This window comes from Ramlibacter sp. AN1133 (genome assembly GCF_037890035.1).
In the GTDB taxonomy this organism is placed as follows: domain Bacteria; phylum Pseudomonadota; class Gammaproteobacteria; order Burkholderiales; family Burkholderiaceae_C; genus Ramlibacter.
In genome coordinates this window covers 54,614-74,489 of record NZ_JBBKTQ010000019.1, presented here as the reverse complement: position 1 = coordinate 74,489, position 19,876 = coordinate 54,614, and the positions used below count along the sequence as shown (strand labels likewise).

The 19,876-nt window shown below is 70.0% G+C and carries 22 protein-coding genes; 10 read left to right on the top strand and 12 right to left on the bottom strand.

Annotated features, from left to right (window positions below; translation table 11 throughout):
* Positions 1–2 precede the first annotated feature (2 nt).
* The gene (locus WG923_RS22240; RefSeq protein WP_340353192.1) at positions 3–836 is read right to left on the bottom strand and encodes a ferritin-like domain-containing protein; all 834 of its coding nucleotides are present in this window, start codon (positions 834–836) and stop codon (positions 3–5) included.
* Positions 837–910: 74 nt separating this feature from the next.
* Here WG923_RS22240 and WG923_RS22235 point away from each other — a divergent pair, with 74 nt between their 5' ends.
* Both WG923_RS22235 and hslO read left to right on the top strand, forming a co-directional pair.
* Complete coding sequence (locus tag WG923_RS22235; RefSeq protein ID WP_340353191.1) at positions 911–1,432, top strand: gamma carbonic anhydrase family protein; 522 nt, start codon at positions 911–913, stop codon at positions 1,430–1,432.
* Complete coding sequence (gene hslO / locus WG923_RS22230; protein ID WP_340353190.1) at positions 1,432–2,397, top strand: Hsp33 family molecular chaperone HslO; 966 nt, start codon at positions 1,432–1,434, stop codon at positions 2,395–2,397. The genes WG923_RS22235 and hslO overlap by 1 nt, the downstream gene beginning before the upstream one ends.
* A gap of 69 nt (positions 2,398–2,466) precedes the next feature.
* Here the strand turns inward: hslO and WG923_RS22225 are convergent, their stop codons facing one another.
* The 6 genes from WG923_RS22225 to WG923_RS22200 form a co-directional block, all read right to left on the bottom strand.
* Positions 2,467–3,126 (bottom strand): AAA family ATPase, encoded by a 660-nt coding sequence (locus WG923_RS22225; RefSeq protein ID WP_340353189.1) that lies wholly within the window; start codon positions 3,124–3,126, stop codon positions 2,467–2,469.
* Positions 3,123–3,398 carry a septum formation initiator family protein gene (locus WG923_RS22220; protein WP_340353188.1) on the bottom strand — a complete coding sequence of 92 codons (276 nt, stop codon included), beginning with the start codon at positions 3,396–3,398 and terminating at the stop codon, positions 3,123–3,125. Before WG923_RS22220 ends, WG923_RS22225 begins: the two co-directional genes overlap by 4 nt.
* Before the next feature lie 12 nt (positions 3,399–3,410).
* Positions 3,411–4,703, bottom strand: coding sequence for a phosphopyruvate hydratase (gene eno / locus WG923_RS22215; protein WP_340353187.1), 1,293 nt, complete (start codon positions 4,701–4,703; stop codon positions 3,411–3,413).
* 143 nt (positions 4,704–4,846) lie between these two features.
* Positions 4,847–5,137 carry a DUF1330 domain-containing protein gene (locus WG923_RS22210; protein WP_340353186.1) on the bottom strand — a complete coding sequence of 97 codons (291 nt, stop codon included), beginning with the start codon at positions 5,135–5,137 and terminating at the stop codon, positions 4,847–4,849.
* Positions 5,130–5,984: a 3-deoxy-8-phosphooctulonate synthase gene (gene kdsA, locus WG923_RS22205; RefSeq protein WP_340353185.1), complete on the bottom strand. Its 855-nt coding sequence runs from the start codon at positions 5,982–5,984 to the stop codon at positions 5,130–5,132. Before kdsA ends, WG923_RS22210 begins: the two co-directional genes overlap by 8 nt.
* Positions 5,981–7,663, bottom strand: a complete 1,683-nt coding sequence (locus tag WG923_RS22200; protein WP_340353184.1) for a CTP synthase — start codon at positions 7,661–7,663, stop codon at positions 5,981–5,983. Before WG923_RS22200 ends, kdsA begins: the two co-directional genes overlap by 4 nt.
* Before the next feature lie 89 nt (positions 7,664–7,752).
* Here WG923_RS22200 and coaBC point away from each other — a divergent pair, with 89 nt between their 5' ends.
* From coaBC to WG923_RS22185, 3 genes are all read left to right on the top strand, one after another.
* Positions 7,753–8,979 (top strand): bifunctional phosphopantothenoylcysteine decarboxylase/phosphopantothenate--cysteine ligase CoaBC, encoded by a 1,227-nt coding sequence (coaBC, locus tag WG923_RS22195; RefSeq protein WP_340353183.1) that lies wholly within the window; start codon positions 7,753–7,755, stop codon positions 8,977–8,979.
* An 11-nt stretch (positions 8,980–8,990) separates the two neighbouring features.
* Positions 8,991–9,437 carry a dUTP diphosphatase gene (gene dut, locus WG923_RS22190; protein ID WP_340353182.1) on the top strand — a complete coding sequence of 149 codons (447 nt, stop codon included), beginning with the start codon at positions 8,991–8,993 and terminating at the stop codon, positions 9,435–9,437.
* A gap of 166 nt (positions 9,438–9,603) precedes the next feature.
* A complete protein-coding gene (locus WG923_RS22185; protein WP_340353181.1) occupies positions 9,604–10,113 on the top strand; it encodes a glycine zipper 2TM domain-containing protein in 510 nt (169 codons plus the stop codon).
* Positions 10,114–10,299: 186 nt separating this feature from the next.
* Here the strand turns inward: WG923_RS22185 and WG923_RS22180 are convergent, their stop codons facing one another.
* Positions 10,300–10,794: an FKBP-type peptidyl-prolyl cis-trans isomerase gene (locus WG923_RS22180; RefSeq protein WP_340353180.1), complete on the bottom strand. Its 495-nt coding sequence runs from the start codon at positions 10,792–10,794 to the stop codon at positions 10,300–10,302.
* A 22-nt stretch (positions 10,795–10,816) separates the two neighbouring features.
* Between WG923_RS22180 and WG923_RS22175 the strand changes: the two genes are divergently transcribed.
* The 4 genes from WG923_RS22175 to WG923_RS22160 all read left to right on the top strand — a co-directional run bounded on the left by WG923_RS22175 (position 10,817) and on the right by WG923_RS22160 (position 14,819).
* On the top strand, positions 10,817–11,956 hold the full coding sequence (locus WG923_RS22175) for a cupin domain-containing protein (RefSeq protein WP_340353179.1): 1,140 nt from the start codon (positions 10,817–10,819) through the stop codon (positions 11,954–11,956).
* A gap of 26 nt (positions 11,957–11,982) precedes the next feature.
* Positions 11,983–12,492, top strand: a complete 510-nt coding sequence (locus WG923_RS22170) for a hypothetical protein (protein ID WP_340353178.1) — start codon at positions 11,983–11,985, stop codon at positions 12,490–12,492.
* A gap of 163 nt (positions 12,493–12,655) precedes the next feature.
* Positions 12,656–12,907 carry a hypothetical protein gene (locus WG923_RS22165; RefSeq protein WP_340353177.1) on the top strand — a complete coding sequence of 84 codons (252 nt, stop codon included), beginning with the start codon at positions 12,656–12,658 and terminating at the stop codon, positions 12,905–12,907.
* 265 nt (positions 12,908–13,172) lie between these two features.
* On the top strand, positions 13,173–14,819 hold the full coding sequence (locus WG923_RS22160) for a filamentous hemagglutinin N-terminal domain-containing protein (protein ID WP_340353176.1): 1,647 nt from the start codon (positions 13,173–13,175) through the stop codon (positions 14,817–14,819).
* 7 nt (positions 14,820–14,826) lie between these two features.
* Here the strand turns inward: WG923_RS22160 and WG923_RS22155 are convergent, their stop codons facing one another.
* From WG923_RS22155 to WG923_RS22140, 4 genes are read right to left on the bottom strand one after another with little or no spacing between them, the layout of a single operon-like run.
* Positions 14,827–15,606 carry an MBL fold metallo-hydrolase gene (locus WG923_RS22155; protein WP_340353175.1) on the bottom strand — a complete coding sequence of 260 codons (780 nt, stop codon included), beginning with the start codon at positions 15,604–15,606 and terminating at the stop codon, positions 14,827–14,829.
* A gap of 2 nt (positions 15,607–15,608) precedes the next feature.
* The gene (bamC, locus tag WG923_RS22150; RefSeq protein ID WP_340353174.1) at positions 15,609–16,685 is read right to left on the bottom strand and encodes an outer membrane protein assembly factor BamC; all 1,077 of its coding nucleotides are present in this window, start codon (positions 16,683–16,685) and stop codon (positions 15,609–15,611) included.
* A 28-nt stretch (positions 16,686–16,713) separates the two neighbouring features.
* Positions 16,714–17,601, bottom strand: a complete 888-nt coding sequence (gene dapA / locus WG923_RS22145; protein ID WP_340353173.1) for a 4-hydroxy-tetrahydrodipicolinate synthase — start codon at positions 17,599–17,601, stop codon at positions 16,714–16,716.
* Between the two features lie 30 nt (positions 17,602–17,631).
* Positions 17,632–18,171 carry a class I SAM-dependent methyltransferase gene (locus WG923_RS22140; RefSeq protein WP_340353172.1) on the bottom strand — a complete coding sequence of 180 codons (540 nt, stop codon included), beginning with the start codon at positions 18,169–18,171 and terminating at the stop codon, positions 17,632–17,634.
* A 166-nt stretch (positions 18,172–18,337) separates the two neighbouring features.
* Between WG923_RS22140 and WG923_RS22135 the strand changes: the two genes are divergently transcribed.
* Positions 18,338–19,837, top strand: coding sequence for a methyl-accepting chemotaxis protein (locus WG923_RS22135; RefSeq protein WP_340353171.1), 1,500 nt, complete (start codon positions 18,338–18,340; stop codon positions 19,835–19,837).
* Positions 19,838–19,876 lie beyond the last annotated feature (39 nt).

Here is a 19,876-nt window from a genome sequence, read left to right as displayed (position 1 = left end):
CCTCAGTCCCTCCCCGTCCGCGGGAGGGTCGGGGAAGGGGCGCTGGCGCGCTCCAGGTGCTCCAGTTCCGCTGGAGTGAAGCCCGCCCGCAAGCGGGCTTCCTCGTTGAAGGGCGGATGCAGCTTCGGCGCCCCGTAGCGCTGCGCCAGCACCGCGTAGTGCGCCACCGGATCGAGCCCCTCGCGCTCGCACAGGAACCGGTACCAGCGATTGCCGATCGCGACGTGGCCCACCTCGTCGCGCAGGATCACGTCGAGGATCTCCACTGCGCGCAGCGCCGCCGGCGTGCCCGCCTGGCGCAGCTTGGCCTGGATCTGCGGTGTCGCATCCAGCCCGCGCGCCTCCAGCGTGCGCGGCACCAGCGCCATGCGCGCCACGATGTCGCCCTGCGTCTTCTCGCACATGGACCACAGGCCGTCGTGGGCGTCGAAGTCTCCATAGGCGTGGCCGAGGGTGGCGAGGTGATCGGCCAGCAGGGTGAAGTGGAGCGATTCCTCCGCCGCGACGCGCAGCCAGTCGTGGTGGAACGCCTCGGGCATGCCTTCGAAGCGCCACACCGCGTCCAGCGCCAGGTTGATCGCATTGAACTCGATGTGCGCGATCGCGTGCAGCAGCGCGGCCAGTCCCTGCGGCGTGGCCGGCGAGCGCCGCGGCACCCGGGCCGGATGAACGAGCTGCGGACGCAGCGGCCGGCCCGGCAAGGCTGCGGGCGGCACCGGTGCGCTGGGATCCAGGTGCAGTTGTCCCGCACGCGCATGCAAGGCCGTGACCAGCGCCACCTTCTCCCGCGGATCGGCGGCGCAAAGAGCCTCTAGGGCCTGCTGGCGAAGCTCCATGCGCCGATTCTAAGGACCCGGCCGCGCCGCCGTGCCTGCCTACAATGTCCCCTTTTCCCTTGGAAACCGCAGGAATGGCGATCTACGAACTCGACGGCATGGCGCCGCAACTGGCGCAAGGCGCATGGGTCGCCGGCAGCGCGGAGGTGATCGGACAGGTGGAAATGGCGGAGAACGCCAGCGTCTGGTACGGCTGCGTCGTGCGCGGCGACACCGAGAAGATCCGCATCGGCCGCAACACCAACATCCAGGATCTTTCCGTGCTGCATGCCGACCCCGGCGTGCCGCTCACCATCGGCGACGACGTCACCGTGGGCCACCAGGTGATGCTGCACGGCTGCACGATCGGCGACGGCACGCTGGTCGGCATCCAGGCGGTGATCCTGAACAACGCGAAGATCGGCAGGAACTGCATCGTGGGCGCGGGCAGCGTGGTCACGGAAGGCAAGGAGTTCCCGGACAACTCGCTGATCGTCGGCGCGCCCGCCAAGGCGATCCGCACGCTCGACGACGAGGCGGTGGCGAAGTTCCGCCGCATCCCGCCGCACTACGTGCAGAACGCGCAGCGGCACGCCCGCGCCAAGAAGATCGGCTGATGTCCGAGCTGCACAAGTTCCTGTTCGAGGGCCTGCCGGTGCGCGGCAACATCGTGCGCCTGACGGACGCCTGGACGGAGATCCTGTCGCGCCGCCGCGCCGACGACGCCGCCTCCACCTGGCCGTGGCCGGTGGTGGAACTGCTCGGCGAGATGGCGGCCGCGGGCGCGCTGATGCAGTCCAACATCAAGTTCAATGGCGCGCTGGTGATGCAGATCTTCGGCGAAGGGCCGGTGAAGGTCGCCGTCGCCGAGGTCCAGCACGACCTGAGCCTGCGCGTGACGGCCAAGGTGGTCGGCGAGGTCGCCGCCGGCGCGCACCTGCAGGAGCTGGTGAACGTCAACGGCCGCGGGCGCTGCGCGATCACGCTCGATCCGAAGGACCGCCTCCCGGGCCAGCAGGCGTACCAGGGGGTGGTGCCGCTCAATGCCACCACCGGCGGCGGCGCGCCGCGGCTGGCGGACGTGCTGGAGCACTACATGCGCCAGTCCGAACAGCTGGACACGAAGCTGGTGCTGGCGGCGAACGAATCGGTGGCCGCGGGCCTGCTGATCCAGCGCCTGCCGGCCGAGGGCGGCAGCCACATCGCGGCGGGCACCGAGATGGAGCCGGCCGAGCAGCTCGAACACTTCAACCGCATCGCGACGCTGGCGGGCAGCCTGACCGCGCAGGAGCTGCTGGAGCTCGATGTGGAAACCATCCTGCGCCGCCTGTTCTGGGAGGAGAAGCTGCTGCGCTTCGATGCGCAGACCCCGCGCTTCCACTGCACCTGCAGCCGCGAGCGCGTGGCCGGCATGATCCGCGGGCTGGGCGAGGAGGAGGCCCGCGGCATCCTGGCCGAGCGCGGCGAGATCGACGTGTCGTGCGACTTCTGCGGCCAGCACTATCGCTTCGACGCGGTCGATGCCGCGCAGATCTTCACCTCTCCCGGCGACAGGCCGCCGGGTTCGTCGACGATGCACTGAGCCCGGGCCGTTGGCGCATCCGGCCGCCCGGAGACCGCCAGGAAGGACAGGAACCGGGAACCCGCGGCCTCAGCCGCGGGCGTTCTTCAGTCGCGTGAAGAGCCGGTGTTCGCAGGCCGGGTCGCTGCACTTGTCGCACGCCCAGACCCAGCCCGCGCCGCCGGCTTCCCCAGCGCCTGCGCCTTGGCGCAGCGCCGGCGGCAGGAGGCCGGCCGCGGCGAGGGCCTGCAGGGCGGACCGCAGGCGCTGCGGCCCGTGCCCGTACACCACCTGGTAGGCCACACCCGCGTGCTGCAGATGGTCGCGCAGGAGCGCATCCGCCCGTTCGCGTGACGCCGCATCGCGCTGCAGGCCGTCCGGCTGCCACGCGAGGTCCAGGCCGGTGAGCAGGGTCGCGTCGTAGCCGCGTTGCCGCTCGCTGGCGAAGCGGTGGAGCGCGCCGTCCTCGAACCGCATGCCGGCGTGGATCGCGATCGCCAGTGCGGTGCTGTCCGCGATCACGACGGCGGCCGTCGCAGCGGCGTCGTCCACGCGGCGTTCCTGTTCCCGCGCGATCGCGAGCTGTTCCCCGGGCCCCGGGGCGCGGCCTTCGCGCGCGCACCATTCGCGCAGGACTTCGGGCACCACGACGGCGGCTAGCCCGCGTTCGCGCAGGTGCGCGGCCAGGTCGGTCGCCAGCGTGGTCTTGCCGGTGCTTGCGGCGCCGAGGAGCGCGATGCGCCGCGTCACTTGGCGATCTGCACCAGCACCTCGTTGGGCCGCACCATCCCCAGTTCGGCGCGGGCCTTCTCCTCCACCATCTCCAGGCCTTCCTGCAGGTCGCGCACCTCGGCGGCCAGCTGCTCGTTGGCCTGCTGTGCGGCGGCGTTGCGCGCCTTCTGGTCGGCCAGTTTCTGCTGCATCTGGGCGACGTCGCCGACGCTGCCGCGGCCCAGCCAGAGCTGGGCCTGCACCACGGCCAGCAGGCCGATCAGCAAGGCAGCGACGAAGCGTCCGCTCAAGCGGTCTTCCGGTCAGCGCAGGTTGTAGAACGCCGAGCGGCCCGGGTACTGGGCGACCTCGCCGAGGTCTTCCTCGATGCGCAGCAGCTGGTTGTACTTGGCCATGCGGTCCGAACGCGAGAGGGAGCCGGTCTTGATCTGGCCGGCGTTGGTGCCCACCGCGATGTCGGCGATGGTGGAGTCCTCGGTCTCGCCCGAGCGGTGCGAGATCACCGCCGTGTAGTTGGCGCGCTTGGCCATCTCGATGGCGGCGAAGGTCTCGGTCAGCGTGCCGATCTGGTTGATCTTGATGAGGATCGAGTTGGCGATGTTGCGCTCGATGCCTTCCTTGAGGATCTTCGTGTTGGTGACGAACAGGTCGTCGCCCACCAGCTGCACGCGCTTGCCCAGGCGCTCGGTCAGCAGCTTCCAGCCGTCCCAGTCGCCTTCGGCCATGCCGTCCTCGATGCTGATGATCGGGTACTTGCCGACCCAGGATTCGAGGGTGGTGACCCACTGCTCGGGCGAGAGCTTCTCGCCTTCGGAGCCGGACAGGTCGTACAGGTTCTCGCCTTCCTTGTAGAACTCGCTGGAGGCGCAGTCCAGGCCCAGGGCGATCTGCTCGCCCGGCTTGTAGCCGGCGCGTTCGATGGCCTGCAGGATCATCTGGATCGCGGCCTCGTGGTTCTCCACGTTGGGGGCGAAGCCGCCTTCGTCGCCGACGGCCACGCTCATGCCCTTGTCGTGGATGATCTTGCGCAGGGCGTGGAACACCTCGGCGCCGTAGCGCAGCGCCTCGCGGAACGACGGCGCGCCCAGGGGGATGATCATCAGCTCCTGCAGGTCGAGGTTGTTGTTGGCGTGGGCGCCGCCGTTGACCACGTTCATCATCGGCACCGGCAGCAGGCAGCCGTTCATGCCGCCGAAGTAGCGGTACAGGGGCAGGCCGGATTCCTCGGCGGCCGCGCGCGCGACCGCCATCGACACCGCCAGCATGGAGTTGGCGCCCAGGCGGCTCTTGTTCTCGGTGCCGTCGAGGTCGATCAGCGTCTTGTCCAGGAAGTTCTGCTCGGAGGCGTCGAGGCCCAGCACCGATTCGGAGATCTCGGTGTTGATGTGCTCCACGGCCTTGAGCACGCCCTTGCCCAGGTAGCGCTTGGGATCGCCGTCGCGCAGCTCGATGGCCTCGCGCGAGCCGGTGGAGGCGCCGGAGGGCACGGCGGCGCGGCCCATGGTGCCCGACTCCAGCAGGACGTCGCACTCCACGGTGGGATTGCCCCGCGAATCCAGGATCTCGCGGCCGACGATGTCAACGATTGCGCTCATTCGTTTCTCTTTTGAGTTTCAAAAAACTTCCGGACGCAGAGGACGCAAAGGGTACGCAGAGGACGCAAAAGACAACCAATTCATAAATGTCTTCTTTGCGTTCTCTGCGTACCCTTTGCGTCCTCTGCGTCCTGCCTTGGGTTTCAGGTGCCTTCGACCAGCACCATGCGCATCACCGCAGCCCCCTCGCGCGCCTTCTTCGCGGCGGCGTATTCGGGGGAGTCGTAGAACGCGCGGGCCTTTTCGACGGAGGGGAATTTCAGGATCACCGTGCGGCCCGGCGTCCAGTCGCCTTCCAGCACCTGCAGCGCGCCGCCGCGCACGCAGACTTCGGCGCCGTGCGCCTTCATCGCGATGGTGGACAGCCGCTTGTACTCTTCGTACTGCTGCGGGTTCGTGATTTCGACGTTGGCGAGGATGTAGGCACTAGGCAAAGTCGTTCTCCAGGAAGCCGTTCTTCTTGGTGACGCGGTCGAGCGCCACCAGCGTCTCCAGCAATGCGCGCATGTGCTTGAGGGGCACCGCATTCGGCCCGTCGGACAGGGCCTTGGCCGGATCGGGATGCGTCTCCATGAACAGGCCCGCCACGCCCACGGCCACCGCCGCACGCGAGAGCACCGGCACGAATTCGCGCTGGCCGCCGGAGCTCGTGCCCTGGCCGCCAGGCAGCTGCACCGAATGCGTGGCATCGAACACCACCGGCGCGCCCGTCTCGCGCAGGATCGCCAGCGAGCGCATGTCCGAAACCAGGTTGTTGTAGCCGAAGCTGGCGCCGCGCTCGCAGGCGAGGAAGCTGTCCTCCGGCAGGCCCTTCTCGCGCGCGGCCTCGCGGGCCTTCTGGATCACGTTCTTCATGTCGCCGGGCGCGAGGAACTGGCCCTTCTTGATGTTCACCGGCTTGCCGGACTGGGCCACGGCGCGGATGAAGTCGGTCTGGCGGCACAGGAAGGCGGGCGTCTGCAGCACGTCGACGACCTGCGCCACCACCGGGATCTCCGCCTCCGTGTGCACGTCGGTCAGGATCGCCACCTTCAGCTCGCGCTTGACCTTGGCCAGGATCTCCAGGCCCTTTTCCATGCCCGGGCCGCGGAAGCTGGCGCCCGAGGAGCGGTTGGCCTTGTCGTAGCTGCTCTTGAAGATGAAGGGGATGCCCAGGGAGGCCGTGATCTCCTTGAGTTGGCCGGCCACGTCCATCTGCAGCTGCTCGGATTCGACGACGCAGGGCCCCGAGATGAGGAAGAAGGGCTTGTCCAGCCCCACCTCGAAACCGCAGAGCTTCATGCCACCGCCTTGAGCGACTTCGCGCTCGTCCCCTGCCGCTGCGACTGGTGCTGGCAGGCGGCGGAGATGAAGGCGTTGAAGAGGGGATGGCCGTCCCAGGGCGTGGACTTGAATTCGGGGTGGAACTGCACGCCCATGAACCAGGGGTGCACGTCCTGCGGCAGCTCCACGATCTCGGTCAGCTGCTCGCGCTGCGTGAGCGCGGAGATCACCAGCCCCGCCTTGCGCAGCTGGTCCAGGTACTTCACGTTCGCTTCGTAGCGATGGCGGTGCCGCTCGGTCACCACGTCGCCGTAGATCTGGTGCGCGAGCGTGCCCTGGGCGACGTCCGAACTCTGGGCGCCCAGGCGCATCGTGCCGCCCAGGTCCGACTGCTCGGTGCGGGTCTGGATCGCGCCGCTCGAGTCCTTCCATTCGGTGATCAGCGCGATCACGGGATGCTGGGTCTGCGGATCGAACTCGGTGCTGTTCGCGCCCTCCAGGCCGGCGACATCTCGCGCGTACTCGATGGTGGCGACCTGCATGCCCAGGCAGATGCCCAGGTACGGCACCTTCTGCTCGCGGGCGAAGCGCGCCGCCAGGATCTTGCCTTCCACGCCGCGCTTGCCGAAGCCGCCCGGCACCAGCACGGCGTCGAACTTGGCGAGCTGGCCCACCGTCTCCGGCGTGATCGTCTCGGAGTCGACGTAGTCGATCTTCACGCGCACGTGGTTCTTCAGGCCCGCGTGGCGCAGCGCCTCGTTGAGCGACTTGTAGCTGTCCGACAGGTCGACGTACTTGCCGACCATGGCGATGTTGACCTCGCCGCGCGGATGCTCCACCTCGTACACCAGCTGGTCCCAGCGCTTGAGGTTGGCCGGCGGCGTGTTCAGGCGCAGCTTGTCGCAGATGAGGCCGTCGAGGCCCTGCTCGTGCAGCACGCGCGGCACCTTGTAGATGGTGTCCACGTCCGGCATGGAGATCACGCCCCACTTCGGCACGTTGGTGAACAGGCTGATCTTGTCGGCCTCGTCCTCGGGGATGTTGCGGTCGGCGCGGCACAGGAGCGCATCGGGCTGGATGCCGATCTCGCGCATCTTCTGCACGGTGTGCTGCGTGGGCTTGGTCTTGAGTTCGCCGGCGGCGCCGATCCACGGCACGTAGGTCAGGTGCACGAAGGCGGAGTTGTTGGGGCCGAGCTTGAGCGCCATCTGGCGCACCGCTTCGAGGAAGGGCAGGGACTCGATGTCGCCCACCGTGCCGCCGATCTCGACGATCGCGACGTCCACTTCACTGGGCGTGCCCATGCCGGCGCCGCGGCGGATGAATTCCTGGATCTCGTTGGTGACGTGCGGGATCACCTGCACCGTCTTGCCCAGGTAGTCGCCCCGGCGTTCCTTTTCCAGCACGCTCTTGTAGATCTGGCCGGTGGTGAAGTTGTTGGCGCGGCGCATCCGCGTGGTGACGAAGCGCTCGTAGTGGCCCAGGTCCAGGTCGGTCTCGGCGCCGTCGTCGGTGACGAACACCTCGCCGTGCTGGAAGGGCGACATCGTGCCCGGATCGACGTTGATGTACGGATCGAGCTTGATGAGGGTGACTTTGAGGCCCCGCGACTCCAGGATCGCTGCGAGGGAGGCTGAGGCGATTCCCTTGCCCAGGGAGGACACCACACCGCCGGTGACGAAGACGAATTTGGTCATGTCGATCGGGAGGTGCGCTCCCGGGGAGGTGGTAAAGCGAGATTATAGAGGTCAGGGCCTGCCTCCAGCCCCTCGGTACACTCCCGCCCATGAACGACCTTGCCGGCAAGCACATCGTCCTGGGCCTCACGGGGGGCATCGCGTGCTACAAGTCCGCGGAACTGTGCCGGGGGCTCGTCAAGGAGGGCGCGACGGTGCAGGTCGTGATGACCGAGGCGAGCGAGCAATTCATCACGCCCGTGACCATGCAGGCGTTGTCGAACCGCCCGGTCTACACCTCGCAATGGGACCCGCGCGAGCCGAACAACATGCCGCACATCAACCTGTCGCGGCAGTCCGACGCCATCCTCATCGCGCCCTGCAGCGCCGACTTCATCGCCAGGCTGGTGCAGGGCCGCGCCGACGAGTTGCTCTCGCTGATGTGCCTGGCGCGCCCCATCGCCAGCGTCCCCCTGCTGATCGCGCCGGCCATGAACCGCGAGATGTGGGCCCATCCCGCCACTCAGCGCAACATGGCGCAGCTCGCCGCCGACGGCGCCACGCTGCTGGGCGTGGGCAGCGGCCTGCAGGCCTGCGGCGAGACGGGCGACGGCCGCATGCTGGAGCCCAAGGAACTGCTGGAGGACGTGATCGCCTTCTTCCAGCCCAAGGTGCTGGCCGGCCGCAAGGTGGTCGTCACCGCGGGGCCTACCTTCGAGGCGCTCGACCCGATCCGCGGCATCACCAACCACTCCTCCGGCAAGATGGGCTTCGCCATTGCGCGCGCGGCCCGCGAGGCCGGTGCCGACGTCGTCGTCATCGCGGGCCCGGTGAGCCTTGCCACCCCGCGCGGCGTGAGGCGCGTGGACGTGAAATCGGCCCGCCAGATGCTCGCCGCGACCGAGGCGGAAGTCCCGCGGGCCGACGTGTTCGTCGCGACCGCCGCCGTGGCCGACTGGCGCCCGGCGAACGAATCCGACCAGAAGATCAAGAAGGACGGCAGCGGCCTGCCGCCCACCGTGAGCTTCACCGAGAACCCCGACATCCTCGCCACCGTGGCGCGCGGCGAGCGGGCGAAGAGCGGCGCTCTGTTCTGCGTCGGTTTCGCCGCCGAGAGCCACGAGCTCGTGAAGAACGCCCGCGCCAAGCGCGAACGCAAGGGCGTGCCCCTGCTGGTGGGCAACATCGGGCCGAGCACCTTCGGCCAGGACGACAACCAGCTGCTGCTGGTGGACGCGCAGGGCGTGGTCGAACTGCCCCGCGCCTCCAAGCTCGCACTGGCGCGCCAGCTGGTCGCCGAGATCGCCCGCCGCCGCGCCGGCCCCGCCGCCACCTGACACCCTCCCGAATGCAAGTCGACGTCAAGATCCTCGATCCGCGCATGGCGGACCAGTTGCCCACCTATGCCACCCCGGGCAGCGCCGGCCTGGACCTGCGCGCCTGCCTCGATGCGCCGCTCACGCTGGCGCCGAACGCCTGGCAGCTGGTGCCCACCGGCATCGCCATCTGGCTGCGGGACCCCGCCTACGCCGCGCTGATCCTTCCGCGCTCGGGCCTCGGCCACAAGCACGGCATCGTGCTCGGCAACCTCGTGGGCCTGATCGACAGCGACTACCAGGGCCAGCTGATGGTCAGCGCCTGGAACCGCAGCGACACTGCCTTCACGCTGCAACCGATGGAGCGGCTCGCCCAGCTGGTGGTCGTGCCGGTGGTGCAGGCCTCGTTCCGGGTGGTCGCCGACTTTCCCGCGACGGAGCGCGGCGCGGGCGGTTACGGCTCCACAGGGAAGAGCTGATGACCTGCCGGGTGCGTGCCGGCTGACAAGCTCGCCAACGCGGTCCTACGTGTAAGTGCGCCAAAGCCTGCACCCGCGCGCGGCCCGGCCTCGTTTCAATGAGCTGTACAAGGCGCCCCCGATGTGGGTGGCGCCGTGTGCAGATCAAGCAACGAAGGAGAATTCCATGCGCACCATTTCCCGTCTGACTTCGCTGGTGACCGGTGGCCTGGCCGTCGCGATGCTCGCGGCGTGCTCGTCCTACGGCCCGATGGCCTCGACGTATCCGTCGACCTATCCGACCACGACGACGACCTACCCGGCCTCCAGCTACCCGGTGGCGGGCACCGAGTACGGCCGCATCATCAACATCGAATACCTGCCGGTGGGCACGACCGCTCCGACCACGCACAACATCCTCGGCGCCGTGGTCGGCGGCGTGGTGGGTGGCCTGCTGGGCAACCAGATCGGCAGCGGCACCGGCCGCACGGCGGCGACGGTGCTGGGCGGCGTGGCCGGCGCGGCGGTCGGCAGCCAGATCGCGCGCAACTCGCAGGGGGTGACGACGCAGGCCGGCTACCGCATCACGATGCAGTCGGACCAGGGCGTGGTGCGCACGTACGAAGTGCCCGCCACGGGCGACCTGCGCGTGGGCGACCGCGTGCGCGTCGACAACGGCGTGATCTATCGCGGCTAAGCGTCGCTGCGAATGAGAAACGCCCGGTGCAGGCCGGGCGTTTTTTTTTGCGCAGTCAAAACCGGACAGCCGGACGCAGAGGACGCAAAGGGTACGCAGAGGACGCAAAGAAGACAAAGAAAACTTTAATGGTTTTCTTTTGCGTCCTCTGCGTACCCTTCGCGTCCTCTGCGTCCGGTACCCGTCTTACTCCCCGATCCGGAAGAAGCCCGTTCCCAGCGTTCCGCGGCCCACTTCGTCTTCGGTCGCCTCGCGCACGGCCTCCACCTTCAGGTGCAGCCGGATCGCGATGCCCGCCAGCGGGTGGTTGCCATCGACCACGACGTGCTCGGGGTAGATCTCGGTGACGGTGTAGAGCAGGTTCTTCGGCGCGTCGGCGCTGGTGGCGCCCGGGGGCAGGCCCTCGAAGGTCATGCCTTCCTCCAGCTCGCTCGGGAACGCGCTGCGCGGCTCGAGGAACACGCGCTGTTCGTCGTAGTCGCCGAAGGCGTCCTCCGGCTCCAGGTGCAGGTCGAGGCGGTCGCCGGGCTCGTGGCCCTGCAAGGCGTCCTCCACCTTCGCCAGCAGGTCCCGGCCGCCGACCAGGAACTCCACCGGTTCCTCCAGCCGGTCCAGCTCCTCTCCCAGCGTGTCCTTCAGCGTCCAGGTCAGCGCGACGACGCAGTTCGGTGTGATTTCCATAGGAGAATTGTCGCAGCTCCCCATGGAACCCACCGCACCCCTGGCCTTGCTCGGCGGCCTGAGCCCGGCGCTGTTCATGAAGCGGCACTGGCAGAAGAAGCCCCTGCTGGTCCGCCAGGCCATCCCCGGCTTCCGGGCGCTGCTGCCGCCGCGCGAACTGTTCGCGCTGGCCGCTCGCAGCGAGGTCGAATCGCGCCTGGTCGCGCACGAGGGCCGCTCCTGGCGGCTGCAGCGCGGCCCCTTCGCGCGCCGGGCCCTGCCGCCCCTGAAGCAGCCGGGCTGGACGCTGCTGGTGCAGGGCGTGGACCTGCACCACGACAGCGCGCATGCGCTGCTGCACCAGTTCGATTTCGTGCCGGCCGCGCGCCTGGACGACCTGATGATCAGCTATGCGAGCGACGGCGGGGGCGTCGGCCCGCACTTCGACAGCTACGACGTGTTCCTGCTGCAGGCGCAGGGACAGCGCCGCTGGCGCATCGGCCGCCAGTCCGACCTGCAGCTGCAGGAGGGCGTGCCGCTGAAGATCCTGGCGCACTTCGAGCCGGAGCAGGAATTCCTCCTGGAGCCGGGCGACCTGCTGTACCTGCCGCCGCGCTACGCGCACGACGGCATCGCGCAAGGCGAGTGCCAGACCTACTCGATCGGCTTTCGCGCGCCCGCGCAGGCGGAGCTCGCGCGCGAGCTGCTGCAGCGCATCGGCGACGAGGCCGCGGAGGAGGGCGCCCAGCGCCTCTACAGGGACCCGGCGCAGCCCGCCACCGAGTCGCCCGGCGCCATTCCGCAGGGCCTGCGCGCGTTCGCGCAGGAGGCGCTGGCGGCGGCGCTGAAGGACCCCTCGGCGCTGGACCGCGCGCTGGGCGAATACCTCACCGAGCCCAAGGCGAACGTCTGGTTCGAGCCGGGCCGCGTGCCGCGCCGGCTGCGCGCGCTGGCACTCGATCCGCGCACGCGGATGCTGCATGATGCCCGGCATGTCTTCATCAACGGCGAGGCGTGGCGTGCCGGCGGCGCGGACGCGAAGCTGATGCGCCGGCTGGCCGACCGCCGCCGCCTCGACGCGCAGGAGCTCGCGCTGGCGAGCGACGGCGCGCGCGAACTGCTGCTGTCGTGGTGCGAAGCCGGCTGGGCCCACGCCACGGGCGACGCCCGGGGCGGGCGATAGCGAAACCTGGCGTACGGAGGAGAGCGATGAACGAAGAATCCCGGGCCACCGATGCGCCGCTGCCCTCGCGCCGCTTCGAGGGCCGCGACGACTTCCGCCAGCTGGTGCGCGACGCGCTGGCTTGCGCGGCCCGCGAGGGCTGGCGCGAGATCGTGCTGAGCGACCCCGACTTCGAGGACTGGCCCCTCGGCGAACGCGGCGTCGCCGAGTCGCTGCAGGCGTGGTCGCATGGCGGACGCAAGATGGTGCTGCTCGCGCGCAGCTACGACGGGGTGCTGCGGCACCACGCGCGCTTCGTGCAGTGGCGCCGGCAGTGGTCGCACATCATCACCCCGCTGGCCTGTGCCGGCGCCGACCGGCTCGACCTGCCCAGCGCGCTGTGGAGCCCGGCGTGGGTGCTGGAGCGCCGCAACGTGGACCGCAGCAGCGGCTATTGCGGCAGCGAGCCCGAGCGCCGCGTGCTGCTGCGCGAGTCGCTCAACGAGTGGCTGCTCAAGGCGACGCCCGCCTTTCCCGCCACCACGCTCGGCCTTTGACAGTTCCCTGGATCCGGCTGCCGCCCATAGGAAAAACCCTTTGAGGTTATAATTTTTGGCTGAGCTGGAAAGGGCTCGAGCCTCTCCACTCGGTCACTAGCGGCTTCGCCCGCCAGGACAAAGTTCCGGAATCGTTGTCCCCATCCCTAAGAAGGAAACTGAAATGAAGAAATCGCTCGTTCTGGCCACCCTGGTCGCCGCCGCTGCCCTGGCCGCCTGCGGCAAGAAGGAAGAGCCGGCGCCCGCTCCCGCCCCGGCCCCCGCTGCTGCTCCGGCCCCCGCGCCGGCGCCGGCGCCGGCCCCCGCCGCCGCCGATGCGGCGAACACTGCGGCGTCCGCCGCTGCAGGCTCGGCCGCGGCTGCTGCCGACTCCGCCGCTGCCGCCGCTTCGTCCGCGTCCGCCGCGACGAAGTAAGCCTTCGCGCGAAGCGCTTCGCGCGTCGATGAGAAAGCCGCCTTCGGGCGGCTTTTTCTTTTGCCCGCCGCACTCGGGGGCGCCTGTGTCTTTTTCCCAGCCTGGGCAAGCCGCGGGGGCGATCGGGGCGCGCCATCCGTGAATCCCTTCACGCCCCGCTCACGGTTGTCGGCTCTGTCCGACAGCATCTAGCGACCTGCGCCTCACTGGCGCCAGGCGAGCGCCTCAACACTGCAGTCCTTTGCAACTCGTTGCGCGGGAAGAGATGGCGTTACGCAGTACCTCCACCCTGGGCTTCGCCCGTCGCGCGCTGTGCGCCGGCATCGCGGCATCGTTCGGCCTCACCGTGATGGCCGAGCCCTCCGGCCTGGTGCCTGTCCACGGCTCGGCCAGCATCGGCCGCGACGGCAAGGTCACCACCGTCACGACCGTGAACGGCGCCGGCGGGCGCTCCGTCCTCGACTGGTCCGGCTTCGGCGTCGGCCAGGGCGAGTCGGTGCGCTTCCAGCAGCCGGACGCCGCGAGCACCTCCATCAATCGCGTGCTGGGCGGCAACCCCAGCGCGATCGCGGGCACGCTGTGGTCGAACGGCCGCCTCGTGCTGGTCAACCCGGCGGGCATCGCCGTCGGCGCCGGCGCGGTGGTGGACACCGCGGGCTTCACCGCGTCTACGCTGGGCATCAGCCGCGACAACGCGATCGCCGGCCGCCTGCTGTTCGGCGCCGGCGACCTGGGCGAATTCAGGCACAACGACGGCAGCCTGCAGGTGCAGGGCGACGGCCGCATCCTGGCGAGCGGCGGCGACGTGGTGCTGATCGGGCGCGACATAGCGACCGGCTCGAAGGCGCTGCTGCAGGCCACCGGCGGCGACGTCGTGCTGGCGGCGGGCCGCACGGTGGAAGTGACCGGGCGCGGCCTCGAAGGCATCCGCATGCAGCTGCGCGCGCCGGACGACGGCGCCGTGAACCTCGGCACCCTGCGGGGCGATTCGGTGGCGATCTTCGCCGGGCACCTGCACCACAGCGGCCTGGTCCAGGCGCGCAGTGCCATCACCGTGGGCGGCAAGGTGGTGCTGCAGGCCACCGACAAGGCCGAAATCGAGGGCCGCATCCTGGCCACGACCGCAGCGAAGGGCGGGTCCGTCCAGCTGACCGCCGACAAGCTGAAGTTGAAGTCGGAAACCGTGATCGACGTGAGCCACGCAGCCGGCGGCGGCGAGATCCTGGTGGGCGGCGGGCTGGACGGCCGCGACCCGCGCATCGCCAACGCCCGGGACGTGGAGGTGGACAAGGGCGTGCTGCTGCGTGCCGATGCCACCCTGCGTGGCGACGGGGGCACGGTGGTTGCCTGGAGCAACGGCGAAATGGACTTCCGCGGCCGCATCCTGGCGCGCGGCGCCGGCGGCGGCGCGGGCGGCCTGGTGGAGGTTTCGGCGCGCGGCCGCATCCGCTTCGAGGGCGGCGTCGACGTGAACGGCGACGGCGCGAAGGGCGGCCCCGCCCCGGACAACGATTCGGGCCCCGGGCGTTCCGGCGACTCGGGCGGTCCGCGCGACTCCGGTGGTCCCGGGAGTTCCGGCTCGGGCAGGGGCGGCGGCTCCGATGCGGGCGGCGACGGCGGCGGTTCCTCGGGACCGACGCGCGGGCGTGTTCCCATCATCCCGATCGCGGGCCAGTCCACCGAGGTGCGCTCGGGCGCCGTCGGGACGGCGAGCGAGACCGCGGACTACCTCGGCAAGGGCAGCCAGCTGCGCGATCCGTCCGAGGACGATTTCATTTCGCTCTCGCAACCGGCGGGTAGCTCCGCGGACTCCGATGCGCGCGTGCTGGGCGCGGGGCCGCAAGGCGGCAAGGGCAAGCGCGGGAAGGGCGGCGTGGTGCTGACCGACGCGCAGTGCCGCGCCGGCTCCTGACGCGTTTCTAGGCCGTCAGCCAGCCGCTGCCGCTGGCGCCGTCGGCCACGTGCACGTCGCCGGGCCCGCAGCCCAGCGCCTGCGCGAGCGCCGCACGCGCGAGTTCGGGCTTGTTGTTCTGCTCGCTCAGGTGCGCCGCCACCACCTGCCGCAGGCCACCTGCCGCCAGCACCGACTGCGCGAGCGCTGCCGCGGCGCTGTTGGCGAGATGCCCGTACGGCCCGCCCACCCGGCGCTTGAGGAAGGGCGGATAGCTGGAGGTCCGCAGCATGTCCTCGTCGTGGTTGCACTCCAGCAGCAGGGTGGCGCAGCCGGCCAGCTCCTGCATCACGTGCGCGGTGACGTGGCCGAGGTCCGTGACGACGCCCAGGCGCGTGTCGCCGTCGGTGCAGGTCAGTTGCAGCGGCTCGCGCGCGTCGTGCGGCACGGTGAGGGGGCGCACCTGCAGCGCTCCCACCTCGAAGGCGAGGCCGTCGCAGGCGATGCGCAGCAGGCCCTCGAAATCGGGTTCGCCGATCGCGGCATAGGTGCCTTCGCTCATGTACACCGGGATGCGCTCGCGCAGGGCGAGGGCGCGCGCGCAGCCGATGTGGTCGCCGTGTTCGTGGGTGATGAAGACGGCGTCGATCTGGTCGGCCAGCATGCCCGCGGCGCGCAGGCGCTTGTCCAGCTCGCGGATGCCGAGGCCGCAGTCGACCAGCAGGTGCGCCACCGAGGTGCCACCGCGCGCCTGGACCACGGTGGCGTTCCCCGAACTGCCACTGCCCAGGCTCTTGAACCGGATCACCGCTACTTCAGGTCGTCGGCGATGACCTGCACGATGCGCTGCGCGTTGGCCGAGGTCTCGGGCGCGCCGTTCGCGTTCAGCACGGAGACGGTGGTGGTCTGGCCTTCCGTCTTCACGTTGATGCGGTACTTCAGCGGCGGCTCGGCGCTCTCGCGGCTGAACAGCCTGCCGAAGAAGCCCGGGTCCTTCTTGTCCGGGTTCGGCGGCACGTAGCGCACGAAGTAGGTGCCCTGGCTGCGGTCGCGGTCCTCCACCGTGAAGCCGGTGCGGTCCAGCGCGAGGCCCACGCGGCGCCACGCGCGGTCGAAGCCTTCGTCGATCAGCACGACGGGCTGGCTGTTCACGGTGGCGATGCGCGAGGTCGGGCGGTCCGGCGCCACGTTGACGGCGGCCGCGGCCTGCGCCTGCGGTGCGCCCAGCTTGACCATCAGGCGGCGCAGGAATTCGGCTTCCAGCTCCGGATCGGCCGGGCGCGGCTGCCAGGCGGTGCTGTCCTTGCGGTCGCTGTTGTAGACCTCCACCAGGCCGCGGTGGCTGATGAAGATCTCCGTGCCTCCGGTGGGCGAGCGCTCCAGGCGGGTGCGGAACTTGTCCCGCTCGGAGGTGGAGTAGGCCGAGTCGATCAGCTTGCCCAGCGTGTTGCGGATGATGTCCTGCGGAATCTTCGCCCGGTTCTCGGCCCAGTCCGTCTCCATGATGCCGAGGTTCGGCTGGTCCATGGCGAGCAGGAAGCCGCTCTCCTGCCAGAAGTCGCGCACCGGGCCCCACAGCTGGTCGGCCGAGCGGTTGACGACCAGCCAGCGCTGGCTGCCCGCGCGCTCGATACGCACGTCGCCCACGGCGGTGGCGGCGGTCGGCAGGTTGGGCACGGCCTGGCCGATGCTGTAGCTGCTGGCCGAGACGGCGCCGCCCGGCGCCACGTAGCGCGAGTCGCGCGAGAGCTGCGTCAGGTCGGGCGGGACTTCGAGCGTCGGGCCCTTGGTGGCGCTCTTGTAATCGATCCGTTCTTCCTGCAGCACGGAACAGGCGGACAGCGCGGCGACGACGGCGACGAGGCCGAACTTCGCGATCAACTTCATGGAATCCCCTCTTGGATACTTCGCGTGCCTAGCCCAGCAGGCCGGAAGCACGCAGCGCGCCCTCGACCACGGCTTCGTTGGCCTTGGCGAGCGGCGTCATCGGCAGGCGCAGCGCGCCTCCCATCAGGCCCATGCGGGCCATCGCCCACTTCACGGGGATCGGGTTGGCCTCGACGAACAGGTGCTTGTGCACGGGCAGCAGGCGGCGCTGGATCTCCATCGCCTTCCTCGCGTCGCCCGCCATCGCGGCGACGCACAGTTCGTGCATCAGGCGCGGCGCCACGTTGGCCGTGACGCTCACGTTGCCCTGGCCGCCGCACAGCATCAGCGCCACGGCGGTCGGGTCGTCCCCGGAGTAGATCGCGAAGCCCTTGGGCGCTTCCTTGATCAGCCACTGGGCCCGCTCGATGTTGGCCGTGGCTTCCTTGATGCCGACGATGCCGGGCACCTGCGCCAGGCGCAGCACGGTGTCGTGCTGCAGGTCCGCCACCGTGCGGCCGGGCACGTTGTACAGCACCATGGGCAGGTCGCCCGTGGCCTCGGCCACGGCCTTGAAGTGCCGGTACAGGCCTTCCTGCGCGGGCTTGTTGTAGTAGGGCACCACCTGCAGCTGCGCGTCGGCCCCGACGCCCTGCGCGAACTTCGCCAGCGCGATCGCCTCCTGCGTGGAGTTGGCGCCGCAGCCGGCCATGATCGGCACGCGCTTCCTGGCCTGTTCGACGGCGACGCGGATGATCTCCTGGTGCTCCTCGACGTCGACGGTGGGCGACTCGCCCGTCGTGCCGACGACGCAGACGCAGTCGGTGCCCTGCTCGATGTGCCAGTCGACGAGCTTGCGCAGGGTGGGGTAGTCGACGCTGCCGTCGTCCAGCATCGGGGTGACGAGCGCGACGATGCTGCCAGTAATCGGAGTCATGGTTGTTCCCGGGGAATGCGCGGATTCTAACTAGAGCGTGTAACGGTGCCTTGTCGGGCCGGGCCGCTCGCGCACCGCCGCGATCCTCTGGACGAAGCGCGGCGGCTCCTCGAGGAAGCCGTCCTCGAAGGCGACGACGCGCAGCTCGCCCCCGTAGGCGCGCAGCAGTTCGCCCGGCGCGAGCAGGAAATCGGCTCGGGAGGGCTTGCCCACCGTCTCGTTGCCCTGGGCGAAGGTCTCGTGCAGCAGCACGCCGCCAGGGGCGACGGCCGCGAGGATCCGCGGGAACAGGGGCCGCCAGAGGTAGTTGGTGACGATCACCGCGTCGAACTGCCGGCCCGCGAAGGGCCAGGGGCCGTTCTCGATGTCGGCTTCGACCGTCTCGGCGATGCCCTGCAAAATCGCGAGTGCTTCCGGGGCGCGGTCGACGCCGGTCGCGGGATGGCCGCGCGAGGCGAACCAGCGCAGGTGCCGCCCGCGGCCGCAGGCCACGTCGAAGACCGCGCCCCCAGTGGGGACGAGGTGCGCCCAGCGCAGGATCCAGGGGGAGGGGGCGGGCAGGCCGTCCATCGGTGTCGGTGTTCCTTCCGTCATGCGGGTCGCGCCGCTTCGCCGGGCCGGCGCGCACTAGTTGGCAATCCGCGCAGCTTACCCAAGGTGCTACCAATGACAGGCCTTGCATGACCTGATTACCATCGGCCTCCCGTTGGTAACGGGTCGTAACGAGGAGACTGCCATGCACGGTGCAAACGGGGCCCAGCGCGCCCACCAGCGGGCCCTGTTCGGGGACAAGCTGCTGATGTTCTCGATCGGATTGTCGGCGCTCGCGAGCATTGCGCTGGGGATGCAGTTCGTCGATTCGCGCACGGCGTTCTGGGCCGCGAGCCTGCTGACCGGACTGGCGGGTGCCGCGTTCGCGCTGGCGCGGGGGACCACCGCCTGCCGGTTCGTCCTCACCTTCGTGCTCATGACCTTCGTCATGGTGCATATCCAGCTGGCGCGCGGCATGCTCGAATTCCACTTCGGCGTGTTCGTGGTGCTCGCGTTCCTGCTGGTCTACCTCGACTGGCGCGTGATCGTGTTCGCCGCGGCGCTGATCGCCGTGCACCACGTCGCCTTCGACCGGCTGCAGGCGGCCGGGTATGCCTTGTACTGCACGCCCGCGCCGGACCTCGGCCGCATCGTCATCCACGCCGTGTACGTCGTGTTCCAGGCCGGGCTGGAGGTGGCGCTGGCCGTGCAGATGCTGCGCGCGTCGGCGGAAGGGGAGGAGCTCGAACTGCTGGTCTCCCGCGTGAACCGGCAGGACGGCATCGCCCTGGGCGACTGCGAGGTGGAGGTGCGCACGCCGGGCGCTTCCGCGCTGCAGGGCATGCTGCGGCGCATGGCGCATGCGGTGGCCGCCGTGCGCTCCGGCGCTTCGAACATGGAAACCGCCTCGCTGGAGATCGCCAGCGGCAACCGCGACCTGAGCGACCGCACCGAGCAGACGGCGGCCAACCTGCAGCAGGCGGCCAGCCAGATGTCCGGCCTGTCCGGCACGGTGAACGACACGGCCGGCAGTGCGCGCGAGGCCAGCGAACTGGCGCTCAACGCGAGTTCCGTGGCGGCCCGCGGCGGCGAGGTCGTCACGCAGGTCGTGCAGACGATGCGCGACATCGACGAATCCGCCCGCCGCATCGGCGACATCATCGGCGTGATCGACGGCATCTCGTTCCAGACCAACATCCTCGCGCTCAATGCGGCGGTGGAGGCGGCGCGGGCGGGCGAGCAGGGCCGCGGCTTCGCCGTCGTCGCCAGCGAAGTGCGCAGCCTGGCGGGGCGCAGCGCGCAGGCCGCCAAGGAGATCAAGGGCCTGATCACCGCCAGCCTCGAGCGGGTGGACCGCGGCAGCGTGCTGGTGGACCAGGCCGGGGCCACCATGAGCGAGGTGGTCGAGGCGATCGGGCGCGTGGCCGAGATCATGAAGAAGATCAGCGCCGCCAGCACCGGCCAGGCCTCGCTGGCGTCCGGCGTCGCGGCGACGGTGGTGCGGATGGACGAAACGACGCAGCAGAACTCCGCGCTGGTGGAGGAGATGGCGGCCGCCGCGGCCGGACTGAGCAGCCGGGCCCGGGACCTGGTGCGTGCGGTCGCCGCGTTCAGGGAGGAGGCGGCGGATGCGCGGCCCTCGGCTTTCGTGCCTGCACTGGCCGGGGCGCAGCCGGTGGGCGCGCTGCGGCTGCAGCGGGCGTAGCACCCCGCCAGTTCCGAGGGGCGCGGTGCCCCCTGGGGC